Source organism: Mesorhizobium sp. ES1-3 (assembly GCF_020164795.1).
Taxonomy (GTDB): Bacteria; Pseudomonadota; Alphaproteobacteria; order Rhizobiales; family Rhizobiaceae; genus Mesorhizobium.
The window spans coordinates 367,887-383,048 of the sequence record NZ_JAIUGW010000004.1 but is presented as its reverse complement, the minus strand read 5'-3'; the positions used below and the strand labels follow the sequence as shown (position 1 = coordinate 383,048).

At 64.3% G+C, this 15,162-nt stretch carries 14 protein-coding genes; 12 read left to right on the top strand and 2 right to left on the bottom strand.

The window, feature by feature from the left end; all coding sequences use genetic code 11:
* Positions 1-22 precede the first annotated feature (22 nt).
* Positions 23-658: a LysE family translocator gene (locus tag LB536_RS09160; RefSeq protein ID WP_224591229.1), complete on the bottom strand. Its 636-nt coding sequence runs from the start codon at positions 656-658 to the stop codon at positions 23-25.
* 127 nt (positions 659-785) lie between these two features.
* Between LB536_RS09160 and LB536_RS09155 the strand changes: the two genes are divergently transcribed.
* Positions 786-1,484, top strand: coding sequence for a helix-turn-helix transcriptional regulator (locus tag LB536_RS09155; protein ID WP_224591227.1), 699 nt, complete (start codon positions 786-788; stop codon positions 1,482-1,484).
* A 286-nt stretch (positions 1,485-1,770) separates the two neighbouring features.
* On the opposite strand, the gene LB536_RS09150 is transcribed toward LB536_RS09155, so the two are convergent.
* Positions 1,771-2,880: a Gfo/Idh/MocA family protein gene (locus LB536_RS09150; RefSeq protein ID WP_224591217.1), complete on the bottom strand. Its 1,110-nt coding sequence runs from the start codon at positions 2,878-2,880 to the stop codon at positions 1,771-1,773.
* 151 nt (positions 2,881-3,031) lie between these two features.
* On the opposite strand from LB536_RS09150, the gene LB536_RS09145 reads away from it, so the two are divergent.
* From LB536_RS09145 to LB536_RS09095, 11 genes are all read left to right on the top strand, one after another.
* Positions 3,032-3,877, top strand: coding sequence for a MurR/RpiR family transcriptional regulator (locus LB536_RS09145; protein ID WP_224591206.1), 846 nt, complete (start codon positions 3,032-3,034; stop codon positions 3,875-3,877).
* Positions 3,878-4,034: 157 nt separating this feature from the next.
* Positions 4,035-5,969 (top strand): bifunctional 5-dehydro-2-deoxygluconokinase/5-dehydro-2-deoxyphosphogluconate aldolase, encoded by a 1,935-nt coding sequence (locus LB536_RS09140; protein WP_224591204.1) that lies wholly within the window; start codon positions 4,035-4,037, stop codon positions 5,967-5,969.
* 35 nt (positions 5,970-6,004) lie between these two features.
* Complete coding sequence (gene iolD / locus LB536_RS09135; protein ID WP_224591202.1) at positions 6,005-7,855, top strand: 3D-(3,5/4)-trihydroxycyclohexane-1,2-dione acylhydrolase (decyclizing); 1,851 nt, start codon at positions 6,005-6,007, stop codon at positions 7,853-7,855.
* A gap of 157 nt (positions 7,856-8,012) precedes the next feature.
* A complete protein-coding gene (gene iolE, locus LB536_RS09130; protein WP_224591191.1) occupies positions 8,013-8,930 on the top strand; it encodes a myo-inosose-2 dehydratase in 918 nt (305 codons plus the stop codon).
* A 63-nt stretch (positions 8,931-8,993) separates the two neighbouring features.
* Entirely contained in the window at positions 8,994-9,227 is a 234-nt protein-coding gene (locus tag LB536_RS09125; protein ID WP_140758789.1) for a DUF3329 domain-containing protein, read from the top strand.
* Between the two features lie 240 nt (positions 9,228-9,467).
* Positions 9,468-10,280: a 5-deoxy-glucuronate isomerase gene (gene iolB, locus LB536_RS09120; RefSeq protein WP_224591189.1), complete on the top strand. Its 813-nt coding sequence runs from the start codon at positions 9,468-9,470 to the stop codon at positions 10,278-10,280.
* A gap of 151 nt (positions 10,281-10,431) precedes the next feature.
* Positions 10,432-11,139 carry a DUF1045 domain-containing protein gene (locus tag LB536_RS09115; protein WP_224591187.1) on the top strand — a complete coding sequence of 236 codons (708 nt, stop codon included), beginning with the start codon at positions 10,432-10,434 and terminating at the stop codon, positions 11,137-11,139.
* Between the two features lie 36 nt (positions 11,140-11,175).
* Positions 11,176-12,315 (top strand): alpha-D-ribose 1-methylphosphonate 5-triphosphate diphosphatase, encoded by a 1,140-nt coding sequence (locus LB536_RS09110; protein WP_224591185.1) that lies wholly within the window; start codon positions 11,176-11,178, stop codon positions 12,313-12,315.
* A complete protein-coding gene (gene phnN, locus LB536_RS09105; RefSeq protein ID WP_181178592.1) occupies positions 12,312-12,941 on the top strand; it encodes a phosphonate metabolism protein/1,5-bisphosphokinase (PRPP-forming) PhnN in 630 nt (209 codons plus the stop codon). Before LB536_RS09110 ends, phnN begins: the two co-directional genes overlap by 4 nt.
* Positions 12,942-13,135: 194 nt before the next feature.
* Positions 13,136-14,053, top strand: coding sequence for a MurR/RpiR family transcriptional regulator (locus tag LB536_RS09100; protein WP_224591183.1), 918 nt, complete (start codon positions 13,136-13,138; stop codon positions 14,051-14,053).
* A gap of 91 nt (positions 14,054-14,144) precedes the next feature.
* Positions 14,145-15,149, top strand: coding sequence for an ABC transporter substrate-binding protein (locus LB536_RS09095; RefSeq protein ID WP_224591181.1), 1,005 nt, complete (start codon positions 14,145-14,147; stop codon positions 15,147-15,149).
* Positions 15,150-15,162: the final 13 nt, after the last annotated feature.

The window sequence follows — 15,162 nt, the reverse complement described above, 5'->3', positions numbered from 1 at the left end:
GGAAGGGCGGCGGCAACGGGAACTACGCCGCCCTCAACCCTTCCCACGCGGTGAAGATCGAGACCGCAAACAGCAGCAGTCCGGCCGCCCGGCCGGCGAGAACGGTCGCCCGTGGATTGGCGATCAAAAGGCTGCGGCTGCGGCCGGCTGATATGGCGAGCCCGCCATAAATCGCGGCCTGCGTCAGTACGGTGAGCAGGCCCATGATCGTCGCCTGCATCCAGATCGGGCCGTAGTGCGGTTTCAGGAACTGCGGGTAGACGGCCAGGACGAAGAGATAGGCCTTGGGATTGATCAGGCAGGTCACGAAACCCTGGTGAAACGCCTTCCATGCGGAACGGCTGCCGGCTGGCCCGTCATGCCCGACGGTGATCGAGCTGCGCATCAGCGCGATGCCGATATAGGCCATATAGGCGGCGCCGGCGATCAGCAGCGGTTTGAACAGGATCGGCACGAAATGCATCAGCAGGCCGACGCCGATGGCACCGTTAAGCGTATGCACCATGCCGCCGACCATGATGCCGCCGGTCGCCGCAAGCCCCCTGTCGCGCCCGCCGGTCAGCGCATTGGCAAGCACGAACAGCATGTCCATGCCTGGAACGGCGATGATGCCGAACAGGAGAAGAAAGAAAAGCCAGAGATTTTCCGCGTAGCTCATGTCAGTTGCCTGTCGCCTCCTGCCGGCGTGCCGCCAAGGAATTGTTGCTTTTCAACCCGATAGGCGATCCTATAGATCGAGCCAACTGACGATGATGTGTCAGTTGTGATCGCAGCCGGTGAGAAAAATGCGCAAGGCCTCGCGCCTGTTCGAGATCATCCAGATCCTGCGGCTGGCCAGGCAGCCGGTGACGGCGGCGATGATTGCCGCGCAGCTGGAAGTGACGATACGCTCGATCTACCGCGACATCGCGGCACTGCAGGCCATGCGTGTCCCGATCGAGGGCGGCCGTGGCATCGGCTACATCCTGCGTCCCGGCTTCGACCTGCCGCCGCTGATGTTCTCGATCGAGGAGATGGAGGCGATCGTGCTGTCGCTGGCGCTGCTGGAGCGCACCGGAGACGACGAACTCAAGCAGGCGGCCAAGCGCGTCAGCGCCAAGATCGCCGGCGCGGTGCCACCGCCCCTGCGCCAGACGCTCGACGCCAATGCGTTGCATGCCTGGGGCTTCGCCGCGCCCTCCGCCGGTACGATCGACCTGGCGCTGGTGCGCCGCGCCATCCGTGACGAGGAAAAGCTCGATCTTTCCTACCGCGACGAACTCGGCCGGGCCTCCGAGCGCCTCATCCGCCCGATCGCGCTGATCTACTACGCCGAGACGGCCAACATCGTCGCCTGGTGCGAACTGCGCCAGGCGATCCGCAACTTCCGCAGCGACCGTATCGAGGATTGCCAGCCGACCGGGCTACGTTTCAAGGGCGAAGGCGATAGGTTGCGGCAGGTGTGGGTGGACGGCTGGGAGACGAACACGGCTGTCGGTGGTTGAGATCGCGGATGGCTGCCGCAGCGCGATTGGTTTGATAGGCTGGCGCCGCCCCTCATTGCCCTGCCGGGCATTTCTCCCCGCATAGTGACGGGGAGAAAGGTCGCCTTCGCCGGATTTCGCCAATCGGCTGCGTTGCAGAACAGGCGCCAAGACCGACACCGCCCCTTCTCCCCGTCCCTATACGGGGAGAAGATGCCGGCAGGCAGATGAGGGGCAGCGCCGACGTTGAAACCTGCCCGCCGACATTTGGATCACGTGGAAGCCTGGACCGGCGCCAGCGCGATCGTTACCTAACATCCACCCAGCGCTTCTCCGCGAAGGAGCGCGCCATGGCGTGCACGGTGCGCTCTATCTCCAGTCCTTCGGCGAACTCGATGAGCCGGGCCGGCTTGCCGGCAAGCCGCGTCAGGAATTCATGGCATTCGATGATCTTGAGATCGTTGAAGCCGAGGCCGTGGCCGGGCGCCGGCACGAAAAGGTCGTAGGGCTTGTGCTGCGGCGCCACCAGGATGGTGCGATAGCCTTGTTCGGTCGGTCGGTCCGACGTCAGGTAGAGCTGGAATTCGTTCATCCGCTCCTGGTCGAACAGGATCGATCCCTTGGAACCGAAGATCTGGACCGCGATGCGGCCCTTGCGGCCCCAGGCCGAGCGGTTGACCTGCAGCGTTCCGGCAACGCCGTTTTCCAGATGCATCAGCACGCTGGCGATGTCGTAGGTCTCGACCGCGCGGCGCCCGCCTGATGCCAGCTCGCGGTCGGCATAGGGCTTGGCCATGTCGCAGATGACGCTGGCGACCCGGCCGAACAGCGCCGTGACCAGCGACAGTGGATGCACGGCGAAATCGTCGAGCGCGCCGTAGCCGGAAGCCGCCTCGTGCTTCCAGAAGAACAGTGCCTCGGGATCGGCCATGAAATCCTCATCCATCTCGATGCGCAGATGGTTGACCTCGCCGATGATCTTCTCGTCGAGCAACGCGCCGATGTGACGGATGGCCGGGCTCTGGATGTAGTTGTAGCCAAGCGCCGCGACCTTGCCCGATGTCTTCGCCGCAGCCGCCATCGCCTCGGCTTCGGCAAAGCTCGGCGCCATCGGCTTTTCGCACCACAGATGCTTGCCGGCTTCGAGCACGGCGATGGCCATTTCTGGATGAAACTGGTTGGGCGTCGTCAGCGAGACGACATCGACTTCGGGATCGTTGACCACGGCGCGCCAGTCGCCGGAGGCCTTGGCGAAGCCGAACTCGCCGGCCTTGCGCCTGGCGAGGTCCTCGTTGACCTCGCCGAGATGGACGAGCCGTGGCTTGGTCGCGTCGGGGAAGACCGCACCGACCGCGCTCCACGCGATGGCGTGGCATTTGCCCATGAAGCCCGTGCCGATAAGACCTACGCCGACCATTTTTCGTTCCTCCACGGCCATGAATGCTGCGTGGATGAATTAGTCCATTTTCTCTCGGAATGGAATGTCTGCCTCATTTTTTATGGCGTTCTTGCGCAGGCCCGCTATGATGGGGCAGAGAGAGCTTCCAGACAGCCTGAACAGAGCGACGATGGACGAACAGGTACCTCGCGACTTCGAGACGCTGCGCGCCACCATTCTGGATCGGCGCGAGAGCTTGCCCAAGCGCATCGCCCAGATCGCCGCCTACGCGCTCGACAATCCCGACGATATCGCCTTCGGCACCGCCGCCAGCATCGCCGCTTCGGCCGGCGTGCAGCCCTCGACCCTGATCCGCTTTGCCCAGCAGCTCGGTTTCGACGGCTTCACCAGCCTGCAGCAGGTGTTCCGCGAGCGGCTGCGCGAGCGCAACTCCTCCTATGACGAGCGGCTCCAGGCGCTGCGCGCCAAGGCCGAGGGCGCCGCCGGCCACCGGGCGATCTTCGACGGCTTCATCGCCGCCGCCAGCACCTCGCTCAACGACATTTCCCGCACGCTGGATGACGCGCATCTGGAAGACGCGATTTCGCTGCTGGCGAAGGCGCAGACCATCTATGTCTTGGCCAAGCGACGCTCCTATCCGGTGGCTTCCTACATCGCCTACGCGCTCGGCAAGCTGAAGATCCGCAACCAGCTGATCGAATCGGCTGCCGGGCTGAATGCCGAGATGGTCGGCTTCGCCACACCTGCGGACGCCGTCATCGCCATCAGCTTCTCGCCCTACGCCCCGGCCACGATCGAGGAGGCGCGCGTCATTGCCGAGCAAGGGGTGCCGATCGTTGCCATCACCGACAGCTCATTCTCGCCGCTCGCCCAGTTCGCCAGGGTCTGGTTCGAGGTTGCCGAAGCGGATTTCGCCGGCTTCCGCTCGCTGTCGGCGACAATGGCGCTGGCCATGGCGCTAACCGTCGGCGTCGGCGAGAAGCGGCGCGACGCGACGCGCAAGCGCAAGGCGTGATCGAGCATCCCACCAAGGCAATTTTAGCGCAGGGAATGCTCATTCCATATTGACTATGGATTGGAATTATTATTTCATATTGTCGGCGCCACGCTGCCGCTCGCGCGTGTTACCCAAACAATGTTGTCCATGACGACAAGACCGACGGGAGGTTCCAATGAGCGAAGCCGTGGACGCAAGACAGGCGCTGCTCGACGTCATCACCATCGGCCGCGCGTCCGTCGACCTCTACGGCCAGCAGATCGGCTCGCGGCTCGAGGACATCACCTCCTTCGCCAAGTCGGTCGGCGGCTGCCCGGCCAACATTTCCGTCGGCACGGCGCGGCTCGGCCTGCGCTCGGCGCTGCTGACGCGCGTCGGCGACGAGCAGATGGGCCGCTTCATCCGCGAGCAGCTGAAACGCGAGGGCGTCAATGTCGACGGGCTGAAGACCGACAAGGAGCGGCTGACCGCGCTGGTCCTGCTTTCGGTCGAGAGCGAAGGCGTCTCGCCGATGATCTTCTATCGCTCCGACTGTGCCGACATGGCGTTGGCCGAAGAGGATGTCGACGAGGCGTTCATTGCCTCGGCCCGCGCGATCGTCGTCACCGGCACGCATTTTTCCCGTCCCAACAGCGACGCCGCCCAGCGCAAGGCGATCCGCATCATGAAGGCCAGGGGCGGCAAGGTCGTCTTCGACATCGACTACCGGCCGAACCTGTGGGGTCTCGCTGGCCACGCCGAAGGGTTCGAGCGCTATGTCAAGTCCGACCGGGTCTCGGCCCAGTTGAAGACGGTGCTGCCCGATTGCGACCTCATCGTCGGCACCGAGGAAGAGATCATGATCGCGTCAGGCGCCGACGACTGCCTGAGCGCGCTGAAGACGATCCGCGCCCTGTCCTCGGCCACCATCGTCTTGAAGCGCGGCGCCATGGGCTGCATCGTCTATGACGGGCCGATCAGCGACGATCTCGAGGACGGTATCGTCGGGCAGGGCTTCCCGATCGAGATCTACAATGTACTGGGCGCCGGTGACGCCTTCATGTCCGGCTTGCTGCGCGGCTGGCTCGGCGGCGAAAGCCTTGCCACGGCGGCAACCTGGGCGAATGCCTGCGGCGCCTTCGCCGTGTCACGGCTGCTCTGCGCGCCGGAATATCCGACCTTCGAGGAGCTGCAGTTCTTCCTCAGGAACGGCAGCAAGCATCGGGCGCTACGCAAGGACGAGGCGATCAACCACATCCATTGGGCGACGACACGCCGGCGCGATATCCCTTCGCTGATGGCGCTTGCCTGCGACCACCGTGTGCAGCTCGAGGATGTCGCGACCAAGACAGGCGCCGATCCCGCACGCATCCGCGATTTCAAGGTGCTTGCGGTCAAGGCGGCGGCCAAGGTCGCCGCGGGCCGCGACGGCTACGGCATGCTGATCGACGAGAAACACGGCCGCGAGGCGATGTTCGAGTTCGCCCGCCATCCCTTCGCGTGGCTCGGCCGCCCGGTGGAACTGCCGGGCTCGCGGCCGCTGCGTTTCGAATTCTCGCAGGATATCGGCTCGCAGCTCACCGAATGGCCGGTCGATCACTGCATCAAATGCCTGTGCTTCTACCATCCCGACGATCCGGCGGCCCTGAAGGAAGAACAGCAGCAGAAGCTGCGCGCGCTGTTCGAGGCCGCGCGCAAAGTCGGCCGGGAACTTCTCATCGAGATCATAGCCGGCAAGCATGGCAGGCTCGACGACACGACGATCCCGCGCGCGCTGGAGGAACTCTATGCGCTCGGCATCAAGCCGGACTGGTGGAAGCTCGAGCCGCAGGCGTCGAGCGGCGCCTGGGCCAAAATCGAGGCGGTGATCCTGAAGCACGATCCCTGGTGCCGTGGCATCGTCCTGCTTGGCCTGGAAGCGCCGCAAGACGAGCTGGAAGCGGCGTTCGCCGCCACCGCCAAGGCGCCCATCGTAAAAGGCTTTGCCGTTGGCCGCACCATCTTCGTCCACGCCGCCGAGCAATGGCTGGCCGGCAAGATGTCGGATGACGAGGCTGTCGCCGACATGGCCTCGCGCTTCGAACAACTGACCGAAGCGTGGCTTGCCGCGCGCGGCCGCAAGGCGGCATAACAAGGCGCTGCATAAGGACTGCGGAGGAAAACACCATGAGCAAGACAATCCGCCTGACGATGGCGCAGGCGCTGACCCGCTTCCTGTCCCGGCAGATGACCGAGATCGACGGCAAGACGATGCCGATTTTCGGCGGTGTCTGGGCGATATTCGGCCATGGCAACGTCGCTGGCATCGGCGAGGCGCTCTACCAGGTGCGCGACGAGCTGCCGACCTTCCGCGCCCACAACGAGCAGGCGATGGCGCATGCGGCGATCGCCTATGGCAAGGCCAACTTCCGTCGCCGCTTCATGGCCGCGACCTCTTCGATCGGCCCCGGCGCGCTGAACATGGTGACGGCCGCAGCCCTTGCCCACGTAAACAGGTTGCCCGTCCTGTTTCTGCCGGGCGATGTCTTCGCCAACCGCATTCCCGATCCGGTGCTGCAGCAGGCCGAGGATTTTTCCGACGGAACGGCGACGGTAAACGACTGCTTCCGGCCGGTATCGCGCTATTTCGACCGCATCACGCGGCCGGAACAGATCATCCCGGCGCTCAATCGTGCCATGCAGGTGCTGACCGACCCGGCCGATTGCGGACCGGTGACGCTGTCGCTCTGCCAGGACGTACAGGCCGAGGCTTATGACTATCCCGAGAGCTTCTTTGCCGAGCGGGTCTGGCGCCAGCGGCGGCCGCGTCCGGACCGTGGCGAACTGGCGGTGGCCGTCGCCGCGCTCAAGGGCGCGAAGAAGCCGCTGATCATTGCCGGTGGCGGCGTTCTCTATTCGCAGGCTTCCGACGAACTGGCCAAATTCGCCGAAGGCGCCGGCATTCCGGTCTGCGAGACGCAAGGCGGCAAGTCCTCGCTGCCGGACGATCACAAGCTCAACATGGCGGCGGTCGGCGTCACCGGCACCTCGGCCGCCAACCGGCTGGCGGAAGAGGCCGATGTCGTGCTCGCCGTGGGCACCAGGCTGCAGGATTTCACCACCGGCTCGTGGGCGCTGTTCAAGAATTCCGGCAAGACCATCATCGGGCTCAACGTGCAGCCCTTGGATGCCGGCAAGCACCGGGCGCTGCCGCTGGTCGCCGACGCGGCCGAAGGCCTCGCGGAACTCGCCGCCGCGCTGCAAGGCTGGAAGGCGCCTGCCACCTGGACCGACAATGCGGCCACCGGCAAGAAGACTTGGCAGGCCGATGCGGCCAAGGTGACGGCCTCGACCAATGCCGCTTTCCCCTCCGACGCGCAGGTGATCGGCGCCGTGCAGCGCGCCATGGGCTCCGGCGTGACGCTGCTGCACGCGGCAGGCGGCCTTCCGGGCGAATTGCACAAGCTCTGGCAGGCCGGCGCGCCCGGCTCCTACCATGCCGAATACGGCTTCTCGACCATGGGCTACGAGATCGCCGGCGGGCTCGGCACCAAGATGGCCAAGCCCGACGAGGAGGTCGTCGTCATGATCGGCGATGGTTCCTATCTGATGCTGAACTCCGAGATCGCCACCTCGGTGATGCTCGGCCTGAAGCTGACCATCGTGCTGCTCGACAACAGGGGTTTTGGCTGCATCAACCGGCTGCAGATGGCGACCGGCGGCGCCAACTTCAACAATCTTCTGAAGGACTCGCGTCACGAGGTCCTGCCCGACGTAGACTTTGCCGCGCATGCGGCGAGCATGGGCGCGATCGCCGAGAAAGTGCCGTCGATCGCCGAGCTGGAGAACGGGTTGCAGAAGGCCAAGAAGAACGACCGCACCACCGTGCTGGTCATCGACACCGATCCGCTGGTTTCGACCGATGCCGGCGGCCACTGGTGGGACGTGGCGGTGCCGGAAGTGTCGGCACGCAGCCAGGTGAACGCGGCGCGCAAGGCCTATGACGAGAAGCGGCAGATGCAGACCATCGGCGATTGACGCCGGCGCTAAGGCCCCTCCTTCTCCCCGTTTACGGGGAGAAGGTGCCGGTCCACCCGCTGCAGCTGCAGCGCAGCTGCTGCGGAGGACGGGCAGGCGGATGAGGGGCGGCGCCAACGATCAAGAAATGAACTGTTTTTAGCACCGGAGTGACGACTTGAAAGCCAAACTGGGCATGTCCCCCATTGCATGGTGGAACGACGATCTTGCCGAACTCAGCGATGACGTGTCGCTGGAGGAATGTCTGCGCCAGTCGCGCTCGGCCGGTTTCACCGGCATGGAAATGGGCCGCCGCTTCCCCAACGACCCCAAGGTGATGCTGCCGATCCTGAAAGCCGCCGACGTGACGCTATGCGGCGGCTGGTTCTCGGGCACGCTGGTCGACGAGGAGATGGCTGCCAACAAGGACCGCATCCAGCCGATGATCGACCTGTTCAAGGCGGTCGATGCGCCCTGCATCGTCTATGGCGAGGTCGGCCGCTCGATCCAGGGAGACCGCTCCAAGCCGCTCGCGACCAAGCCGAAGCTCACCGGTGACGAGATGAAAGCCTATGGAAGGCGCCTGACCGAATTCGGCGAATGGTGTGCGGAACAAGGCATGCCGCTGTCCTATCACCATCATATGGCGGCCGTGGTCGAGACCGAGCCGGAGCTCGATGCCTTCATGCGCCATTCCGGCGAAGGCATCCCTCTGCTGCTCGATGCGGGCCATCTGGCGTTTGCCGGCGGCGATGTGCTGCGCGCCATCGACAACCATCACAAGCGCATCAGCCATGTCCATGTGAAGGACGTGCGCATGGAAGTGATCGACAAACTCGACCGTACGAAGCAGTCCTTCCTCGACGCGGTGGCCCTCGGCGCCTTCACCGTGCCGGGCGACGGTTCGCTCGACTTCGGCGCCATCGTGCAGCGCTTCGCCGATCACGGCTACGAGGGCTGGTTCGTGGTCGAGGCCGAGCAGGATCCCAGGAAGAACCCGCCGCTCAAGATGGCGCAGGTCGGCTACAAGGAGCTGATGCGGGTGATGACATCAGCCGGCTACACGGTCGAGACACAAGGTTTTCCGAATGCCTGAAGGCTGGATTCGCCGTGACGCCCGGTCTATCTGAGGACAGATTGCTGAATTTCGGATGGCGCGATGAAAGATTATGAACACCCGTTCTTCCGCCCGCTTTGGCGGCGCATCGCCGTCGTCGCGGTCTGCCTGATCTGGTCGGTGATCGAATTCGCCACCGGCACGCCGTTCTGGGGCGTCATTGCCCTCGGTTTCGCCGGCTACGGCGCCTGGCAGTTTTTCTATCTCTACAAGCCGGTGGAGGAGGCGAAGGCGACGCCTGAGGAACCCAAGGGCGCCGTCGAACCCAAGGAATGATGGAAGAAGTTCCAGTGGACTGGATACGTGCGTAACGGATCGCATACCTTGGTGACTGGCCGAAACGCTCCTTGCCTCGTCATCCTAGGGCGGAGCAAGGAGCGCAGCGACGCGGCGCAGACCTAGGATGACGAAGTTGGAAGGCGCCGGCCAATCCGAAGATTCGTGATGGCCCTTTCAAACGAGCGGCCTGGCTTCACGCCGGTAGCCGTCAAAAGCCACTGTAACAGGAGAGACAAAATGTCGAAACTGCTCGTCAAAGCCGACAAGCGCCATGGCCGCGTCGCCCATGTGACGCCGAAAAGCGCCGGCTGGACTTATGTCGGTTTCGACCTGCATAGGCTGAAGCCGGGCGAAAGCGCCTCTGGAAAGACGGACGACCGCGAGGTCTGCCTGGTGTTCGTGACTGGCAAGGGTACCGCCAAAGCCGGCGGCAAGGATCTCGGCCTGCTCGGCGAGCGCATGTCGCCCTTCGAGGGCAAGCCGTGGTCCGTCTACGTGCCGCAGGGATCGGACTGGTCGGTGACGGCCGATACCGAGCTGGAACTTGGCGTCTGCTCGGCACCCGGTCTTGGCGGCGGCCTGCCGGTCCGGGTGATCGGACCGGACGATCTCGGCCAGGAGGTGCGCGGCAAGGGCACCAACACACGCTACGTCACCAACATCCTGCCGGAGGGCCAGCCGGCCGACTCATTGCTGGTGGTCGAGGTCATCACGCCCGGTGGCCACACGTCGAGCTATCCGCCGCACAAGCACGACCAGGACAACCTGCCCGCCGAATCCTATCTCGAGGAAACCTACTACCACCGCCTCAACCCGCCGCAGGGCTTTGCCTTCCAGCGTGTCTATACCGATGCCGATCAGGATGGCCATCGCGCGCTCGACGAAGCCATGGCGATCGAGGACGGCGACGTGGTGCTGGTGCCCAGGGGATATCACCCCTGCGCCGCCTGCCATGGTTATGACCTCTATTATCTCAATGTGATGGCCGGGCCGAAGCGGACGTGGAAATTCCACAATGCGCCCGAGCACGAATGGTTGATGAAGGCCTGAGCGTTCTGCGTTTCCGGCTGAACTTGTTGGTCCAGCTCGGAAAAATCGTCGGCTAACGACCCTGAGGGTCGATTTGCCTTCGAAAACCCTTCAAAGCTTCGTCAATCCGTCATGGAAATCACCTATGGCAACCTTCTGACGAGGACTTCCGATGCGTTATGCCATCTATTTCACTCCCAGGCAGGACGAGCCGCTGGCGCGAATTGCCGCCAACTGGCTGGGCCGCGACCCGTTCGGTGCCGCGACCAGGCCGGTTGAGGCCGTTGCCGACCTGGCGGCGGCGGAAGTGGCCTTCCACACCGCTTCGGCACGCCGCTATGGCTTTCACGCCACGGTGAAAGCGCCTTTCCGCCTGGCTGCCGACGAGACCGAGGCTTCGCTGCGCGCGGCGCTCGATCATTTTGCCGAGGTGACGCCTGTCGTGACGATCCCGCGCCTGGTCGTCAGCCAGATCGACAGCTTCTTCGCGCTGGTGCCGGACGGTCCGCTGCCTCCGCTCAACCGCTTCGCCGACGACGTCGTGCGCGATTTCGACCGGTTTCGCGCGCCGTTGAGCGATGCCGAGATCGAGCGGCGCAGCCCGGATTCGCTGAAGCCGGCCGAGTTTCGCAATCTCTGCCAGTGGGGATATCCCTATGTCTTCGAGACCTTCCGCTTCCACATGACCCTGTCCGGCCGAGCCGGACCACAGGAAAGCCCTCGCCTGCGCGCCGCGATCGACAGCCTTTTCGCCGATGTGTTGCGCCAGCCCGTGCTGGTGGATGCGCTGACATTGTTTGTCGAACCCGAACCCGGTGCACCGTTCATGGTGCTTTCCCAGCACGCGCTCGGACGCCGCCCGGCCCGGAAGATCGCCTGAACCAACCCGACCGCAAGAACCAAGGACTAGCCTAGAATGACCGTCGAAACTGTTCTTTCCAACGCCCGCATCGTTCTTGCCGACGAGATCGTCGAAGGGTCGCTGGTGCTGCGCGACGGCTTTATCGCCGGCATCGATGCCGGTGCTGCCCGAACCGGCGAGGACATGGGCGGCGACTTCATCATTCCGGGGCTGGTCGAACTCCACACCGATCATCTCGAGGGCCACTATGCGCCGCGGCCGAAAGTGCGCTGGAACCCGATCGCCGCGGTGCTTGCGCATGACGCGCAGGTCGCGACCGCCGGCATCACCACCGTGCTCGATGCCTTGCGCGTCGGCATGGACGAGGACGCCGACCTGACATTGGACGATATCCGCAAGCTGGCCGACGCGATCGAGGACAGCGTCGCGCAGGATCGTCTGCGGGCCGATCACTTCCTGCATCTTCGCTGTGAGGTCTCGGCGCCTGACTGCCTCAAGGCATTCGCCAATTTCGACGGCGACGAGCGGGTCAGGCTGGCATCGCTGATGGACCATGCGCCGGGCCAGCGCCAGTTCGTCAACCTTGAAACCTATGCCTACTACTATCAGCGCAAGCTGAAACTCTCGGATCGCGACTTCCAGAAATTCTGCGAGAAGCGGATGACCGAATCGGCGCAGAATTCGGGGCCGAACCGCGTTTTCATCGCCGCCGCCTGCCAGGAGCGCGGCATCGTGCTCGCCAGCCACGACGACGCCACGTCGGCCCATGTCGACGAGGCCATCGAGCAGGGCGTGCGGGTTGCCGAGTTCCCGACCACCGAGGAAGCGGCACGGGCCTCGAAGGCCGCCGGGCTCGGGGTGCTGATGGGTGCGCCCAATGTCATGCGCGGCGCCTCGCATTCGGGCAATGTTTCGGCTCGCACCTTGGCCAGTGACGGCCTGCTCGACATCCTGTCGTCCGATTACATCCCCTTCAGCCTGATCCAGTCGGCCTTCTTCCTCGGCGACATGGTCGAAGGCATTTCGCTGCCGCAGGCCGTCGCCATGGTTTCGAAGAACCCGGCGCAAGCCGTCGGCCTTGACGACCGCGGCGTCATCGAGCAGGGACGCCGCGCCGATCTGGTGCGCGTGCGCGTCGACGATCATGTTCCGGTCGTGCGCACCGTCTGGCGGCAGGGACGCCGGGTGGCATGATGGTGTCGGCCTTGATCGAGCGCGAACTGTCCGCCGAAACCTTTCCGATCCGTCACGGCGTCTTTGTCGCTGTCGTGGGCCCGAGCGGTGCCGGCAAGGACACGGTGATCGGCTATGCCAAGGCGCTCTTCGCCGACGAGACGCAGCTGGAGTTCGTGCGCCGCGTCATCACCAGGCCGAGCGATGCGGCGAGCGAGGATCACGACACGCTGGCCGATGCCGCCTTCGCCGAGGCCGATGCCGACGGCGCCTTCGCCATCTCCTGGGAAGCGCATGGCCTGCGCTATGGCCTGCCTGCCGATGTCGACTGGTCCGTTTCCAACGGACACGTTGTCGTGGCCAACGTGTCGCGCGCGATCATCCCCACTCTGCGCGAACGCTATGCCAATCTGGCGATCGTGGAGATCACCGCTTCGCCCGAGGTGCTGGCCGAGCGGCTGGCGATGCGCGGCCGCGAGTCGCGCGGCGAAGTGCTGGCGCGGCTTGCGCGCAGCGCCAATGTGACCTTGTCCGGCCCCGGCGTCACCTCGATCGACAACAGCGGTCCGCGCGAGGTGGCCGGCGAGCGCTTCGCCGAGCTGCTGCGTAAGGCGATGGCCTTCTCCGACATGTCGGGTCTGATCTAAGCCAAGATCCTCCAGCTCCGATTTCGGCACATCACGATGCCGCGACCGCTGCTTGCAGCGGTCCGTGGCCGCTTATCTTCGAGCGGGCGACATGGTCGCGTGCGCCTGACGGGCGTCGTCACATCCCTGTAACAGACATTTCGGATTGTAGCTCTCGTTGTAATCACTACAGACGAGTGAGCGGGCCGGCCACCATGACCTATGATGCCTCGGAAGACCGAAGGATGACGGTCGATGCCCGTGTTCAGGCGGCACTCGAAAGCTTGCCGCCGGCCGAGCAGCGCATGGCGCGGTTCTTCGTCGACCAGAAGCAGTCGGTCCTGCTGGGGTCGGCGGCCGAGATCGCAGAACTCGCCGGCACCAGCGATGCGACCGTCGTGCGGACGGCACGCTCGCTTGGTTTCGACAGCCTCTCGGCGCTTCGCCAGATGCTGTTGTCTGACCTGACCGGCACGCCATCCCCAGGCAAGCGCCTGGCGCGCACCTTGCAGGAGACCGGCGACGACAGTGCCGGGGCACTGCGGCATGTGATCGACATCCATGACAGCGTGCTCGAAGTGCTCAAGCGTCCGGAGATGGCGGCGGCTTTCGAGCGCAGCGTCGACATCCTGGCGCGGGCGGGCCGCCGCCATGTCTTCGGCATAGGTCCATCGGGCGCCATGGCCGACTATGCCAGTTTGCAGTTCAACCGGATCGGCCTGCCGACCAGCGCGCTGTCGGTATCGGGAATTGCGCTCGCCGATCGCCTGCTGTGGCTCGGCAAGGGCGACGCCGTGCTGATGATGGCCTACGCGCCGCTCTATCGCGAGGTGGAAGTCGTGCTCGATCATGCCGAGCGTTTCGACATTCCGGTGGTGCTTATCAGTGACAATCTGGCTCCGCTGGTTCCCGGCAAGGTGGCGGAGAGCCTCCCGGTTCCGCGCGGCAAGGCCGATCACCTGGCCATGCATGGCGGCACGATCGTCCTCATCGAGGCGATGATCATCGGGTTGGCGAAACGAAACAGCGAAGCCGCCTTTGATGCCCTTGAACGGCTGAGCACGGTTCGGGGATCGATCGACAAGGCCTGGATAAAGCGGGGCATACGTAAGAATAAATATAATAAAAATTAAGAAACTCTGCAGACGACACAAAACATTCAATCTGTTCATACATGATACGACGGAACTTACTGTGCCCATGGAAAATCTACTGGAGAGCAAGATGAACGTACGTACAAGTTTCTATTTGGCGTTTGGCCTGAGTGCGCTTGCCGTGGCAGCACCTGCCTCGGCATCCGACCTGGTGCTTTATGACGCGCTCGACTTCGCCGGCCCGGTGGCCAAGGCCTTCCAGGCCAAGACCGGCCTCACCGTCGATGTCGTCGAACCCGGCAGCACAGGCGAGACGCTGGGCAAGATCGCCGCCGAAGGCAGCAATCCGCAATTCGACATCGTCTGGCTCGACGGCTCCGCCGTGATGGAGCGCATGGCGGCCGACCATGTGCTGCAGCCTGTTCCCGCGGCGGCTTACGACAAGGTGGCCTTCACCGATCTCGGCAAGTCGCTGATCCCGCAAAGCCACGCCTTCCTGCCGACCGGCACCAGCACCACGGCCATCGAGGTCAACACCAAGAAAGTGCCAGCCGGCAAGATGCCCAAATCCTGGGCCGATCTTCAGTCCTTCGCCGGCGGCGTCGCGGCCAAGGATCCCAACCTGTCGGGACCGGCCTATCAATGGCTGGCCGGCTTCTTCCAGACCAACGGCCTCGATGCCGGCAAGGCTCTCCTGGCCAAGACGCTGACCAACAAGTCCCTGTCCGGCCTGTCGAGCGGCGGCAAGGTGAACAAGGCCGTGCTGACCGGCGATGCCTCCGTCGGCATCAACCAGGACAGTGCCATCTTCTCGAAGATCGCCGCCGGCGAACCTGTCGTCGCGGTCTACCCCAGCGAGGGCTCGGTATCCCTGCCGCAAGGCCTCGGCATCAGCGCCAAGACCCAGCACATGGACGCGGCCCGGAAATTCATCGACTTCGTCACCAGTGCCGAAGGCCAGGCCGCCATGCAGAATGGCGACGACACCGACTTCTTCTACATCCCGATCATCAAGGGCATCAACGCCAAGCCAGGCCGCGAGACCAACATCACCTACACGCATCTCGACGATGCCGTGGCCTCGGCTCACGAGACCGAGTGGAAGCAGTGGTACAAGGCCAGTTTCGTCCAGTGATCCGGCTGTTTGG

Excerpts from the sequence above, each read along its gene's own strand:
- LB536_RS09160 (WP_224591229.1), bottom strand. The coding sequence starts at position 658 with ATGAGCTACGCGGAAAATCTCTGGCTTTTCTTTCTTCTCCTGTTCGGC.
- LB536_RS09155 (WP_224591227.1), top strand. The coding sequence starts at position 786 with ATGCGCAAGGCCTCGCGCCTGTTCGAGATCATCCAGATCCTGCGGCTG.
- LB536_RS09150 (WP_224591217.1), bottom strand. The coding sequence starts at position 2,880 with ATGGTCGGCGTAGGTCTTATCGGCACGGGCTTCATGGGCAAATGCCAC.
- LB536_RS09145 (WP_224591206.1), top strand. The coding sequence starts at position 3,032 with ATGGACGAACAGGTACCTCGCGACTTCGAGACGCTGCGCGCCACCATT.
- LB536_RS09140 (WP_224591204.1), top strand. The coding sequence starts at position 4,035 with ATGAGCGAAGCCGTGGACGCAAGACAGGCGCTGCTCGACGTCATCACC.
- iolD (WP_224591202.1), top strand. The coding sequence starts at position 6,005 with ATGAGCAAGACAATCCGCCTGACGATGGCGCAGGCGCTGACCCGCTTC.
- LB536_RS09125 (WP_140758789.1), top strand. The coding sequence starts at position 8,994 with ATGAAAGATTATGAACACCCGTTCTTCCGCCCGCTTTGGCGGCGCATC.
- iolB (WP_224591189.1), top strand. The coding sequence starts at position 9,468 with ATGTCGAAACTGCTCGTCAAAGCCGACAAGCGCCATGGCCGCGTCGCC.
- LB536_RS09115 (WP_224591187.1), top strand. The coding sequence starts at position 10,432 with ATGCGTTATGCCATCTATTTCACTCCCAGGCAGGACGAGCCGCTGGCG.
- LB536_RS09110 (WP_224591185.1), top strand. The coding sequence starts at position 11,176 with ATGACCGTCGAAACTGTTCTTTCCAACGCCCGCATCGTTCTTGCCGAC.
- phnN (WP_181178592.1), top strand. The coding sequence starts at position 12,312 with ATGATGGTGTCGGCCTTGATCGAGCGCGAACTGTCCGCCGAAACCTTT.
- LB536_RS09100 (WP_224591183.1), top strand. The coding sequence starts at position 13,136 with ATGACCTATGATGCCTCGGAAGACCGAAGGATGACGGTCGATGCCCGT.
- LB536_RS09095 (WP_224591181.1), top strand. The coding sequence starts at position 14,145 with ATGAACGTACGTACAAGTTTCTATTTGGCGTTTGGCCTGAGTGCGCTT.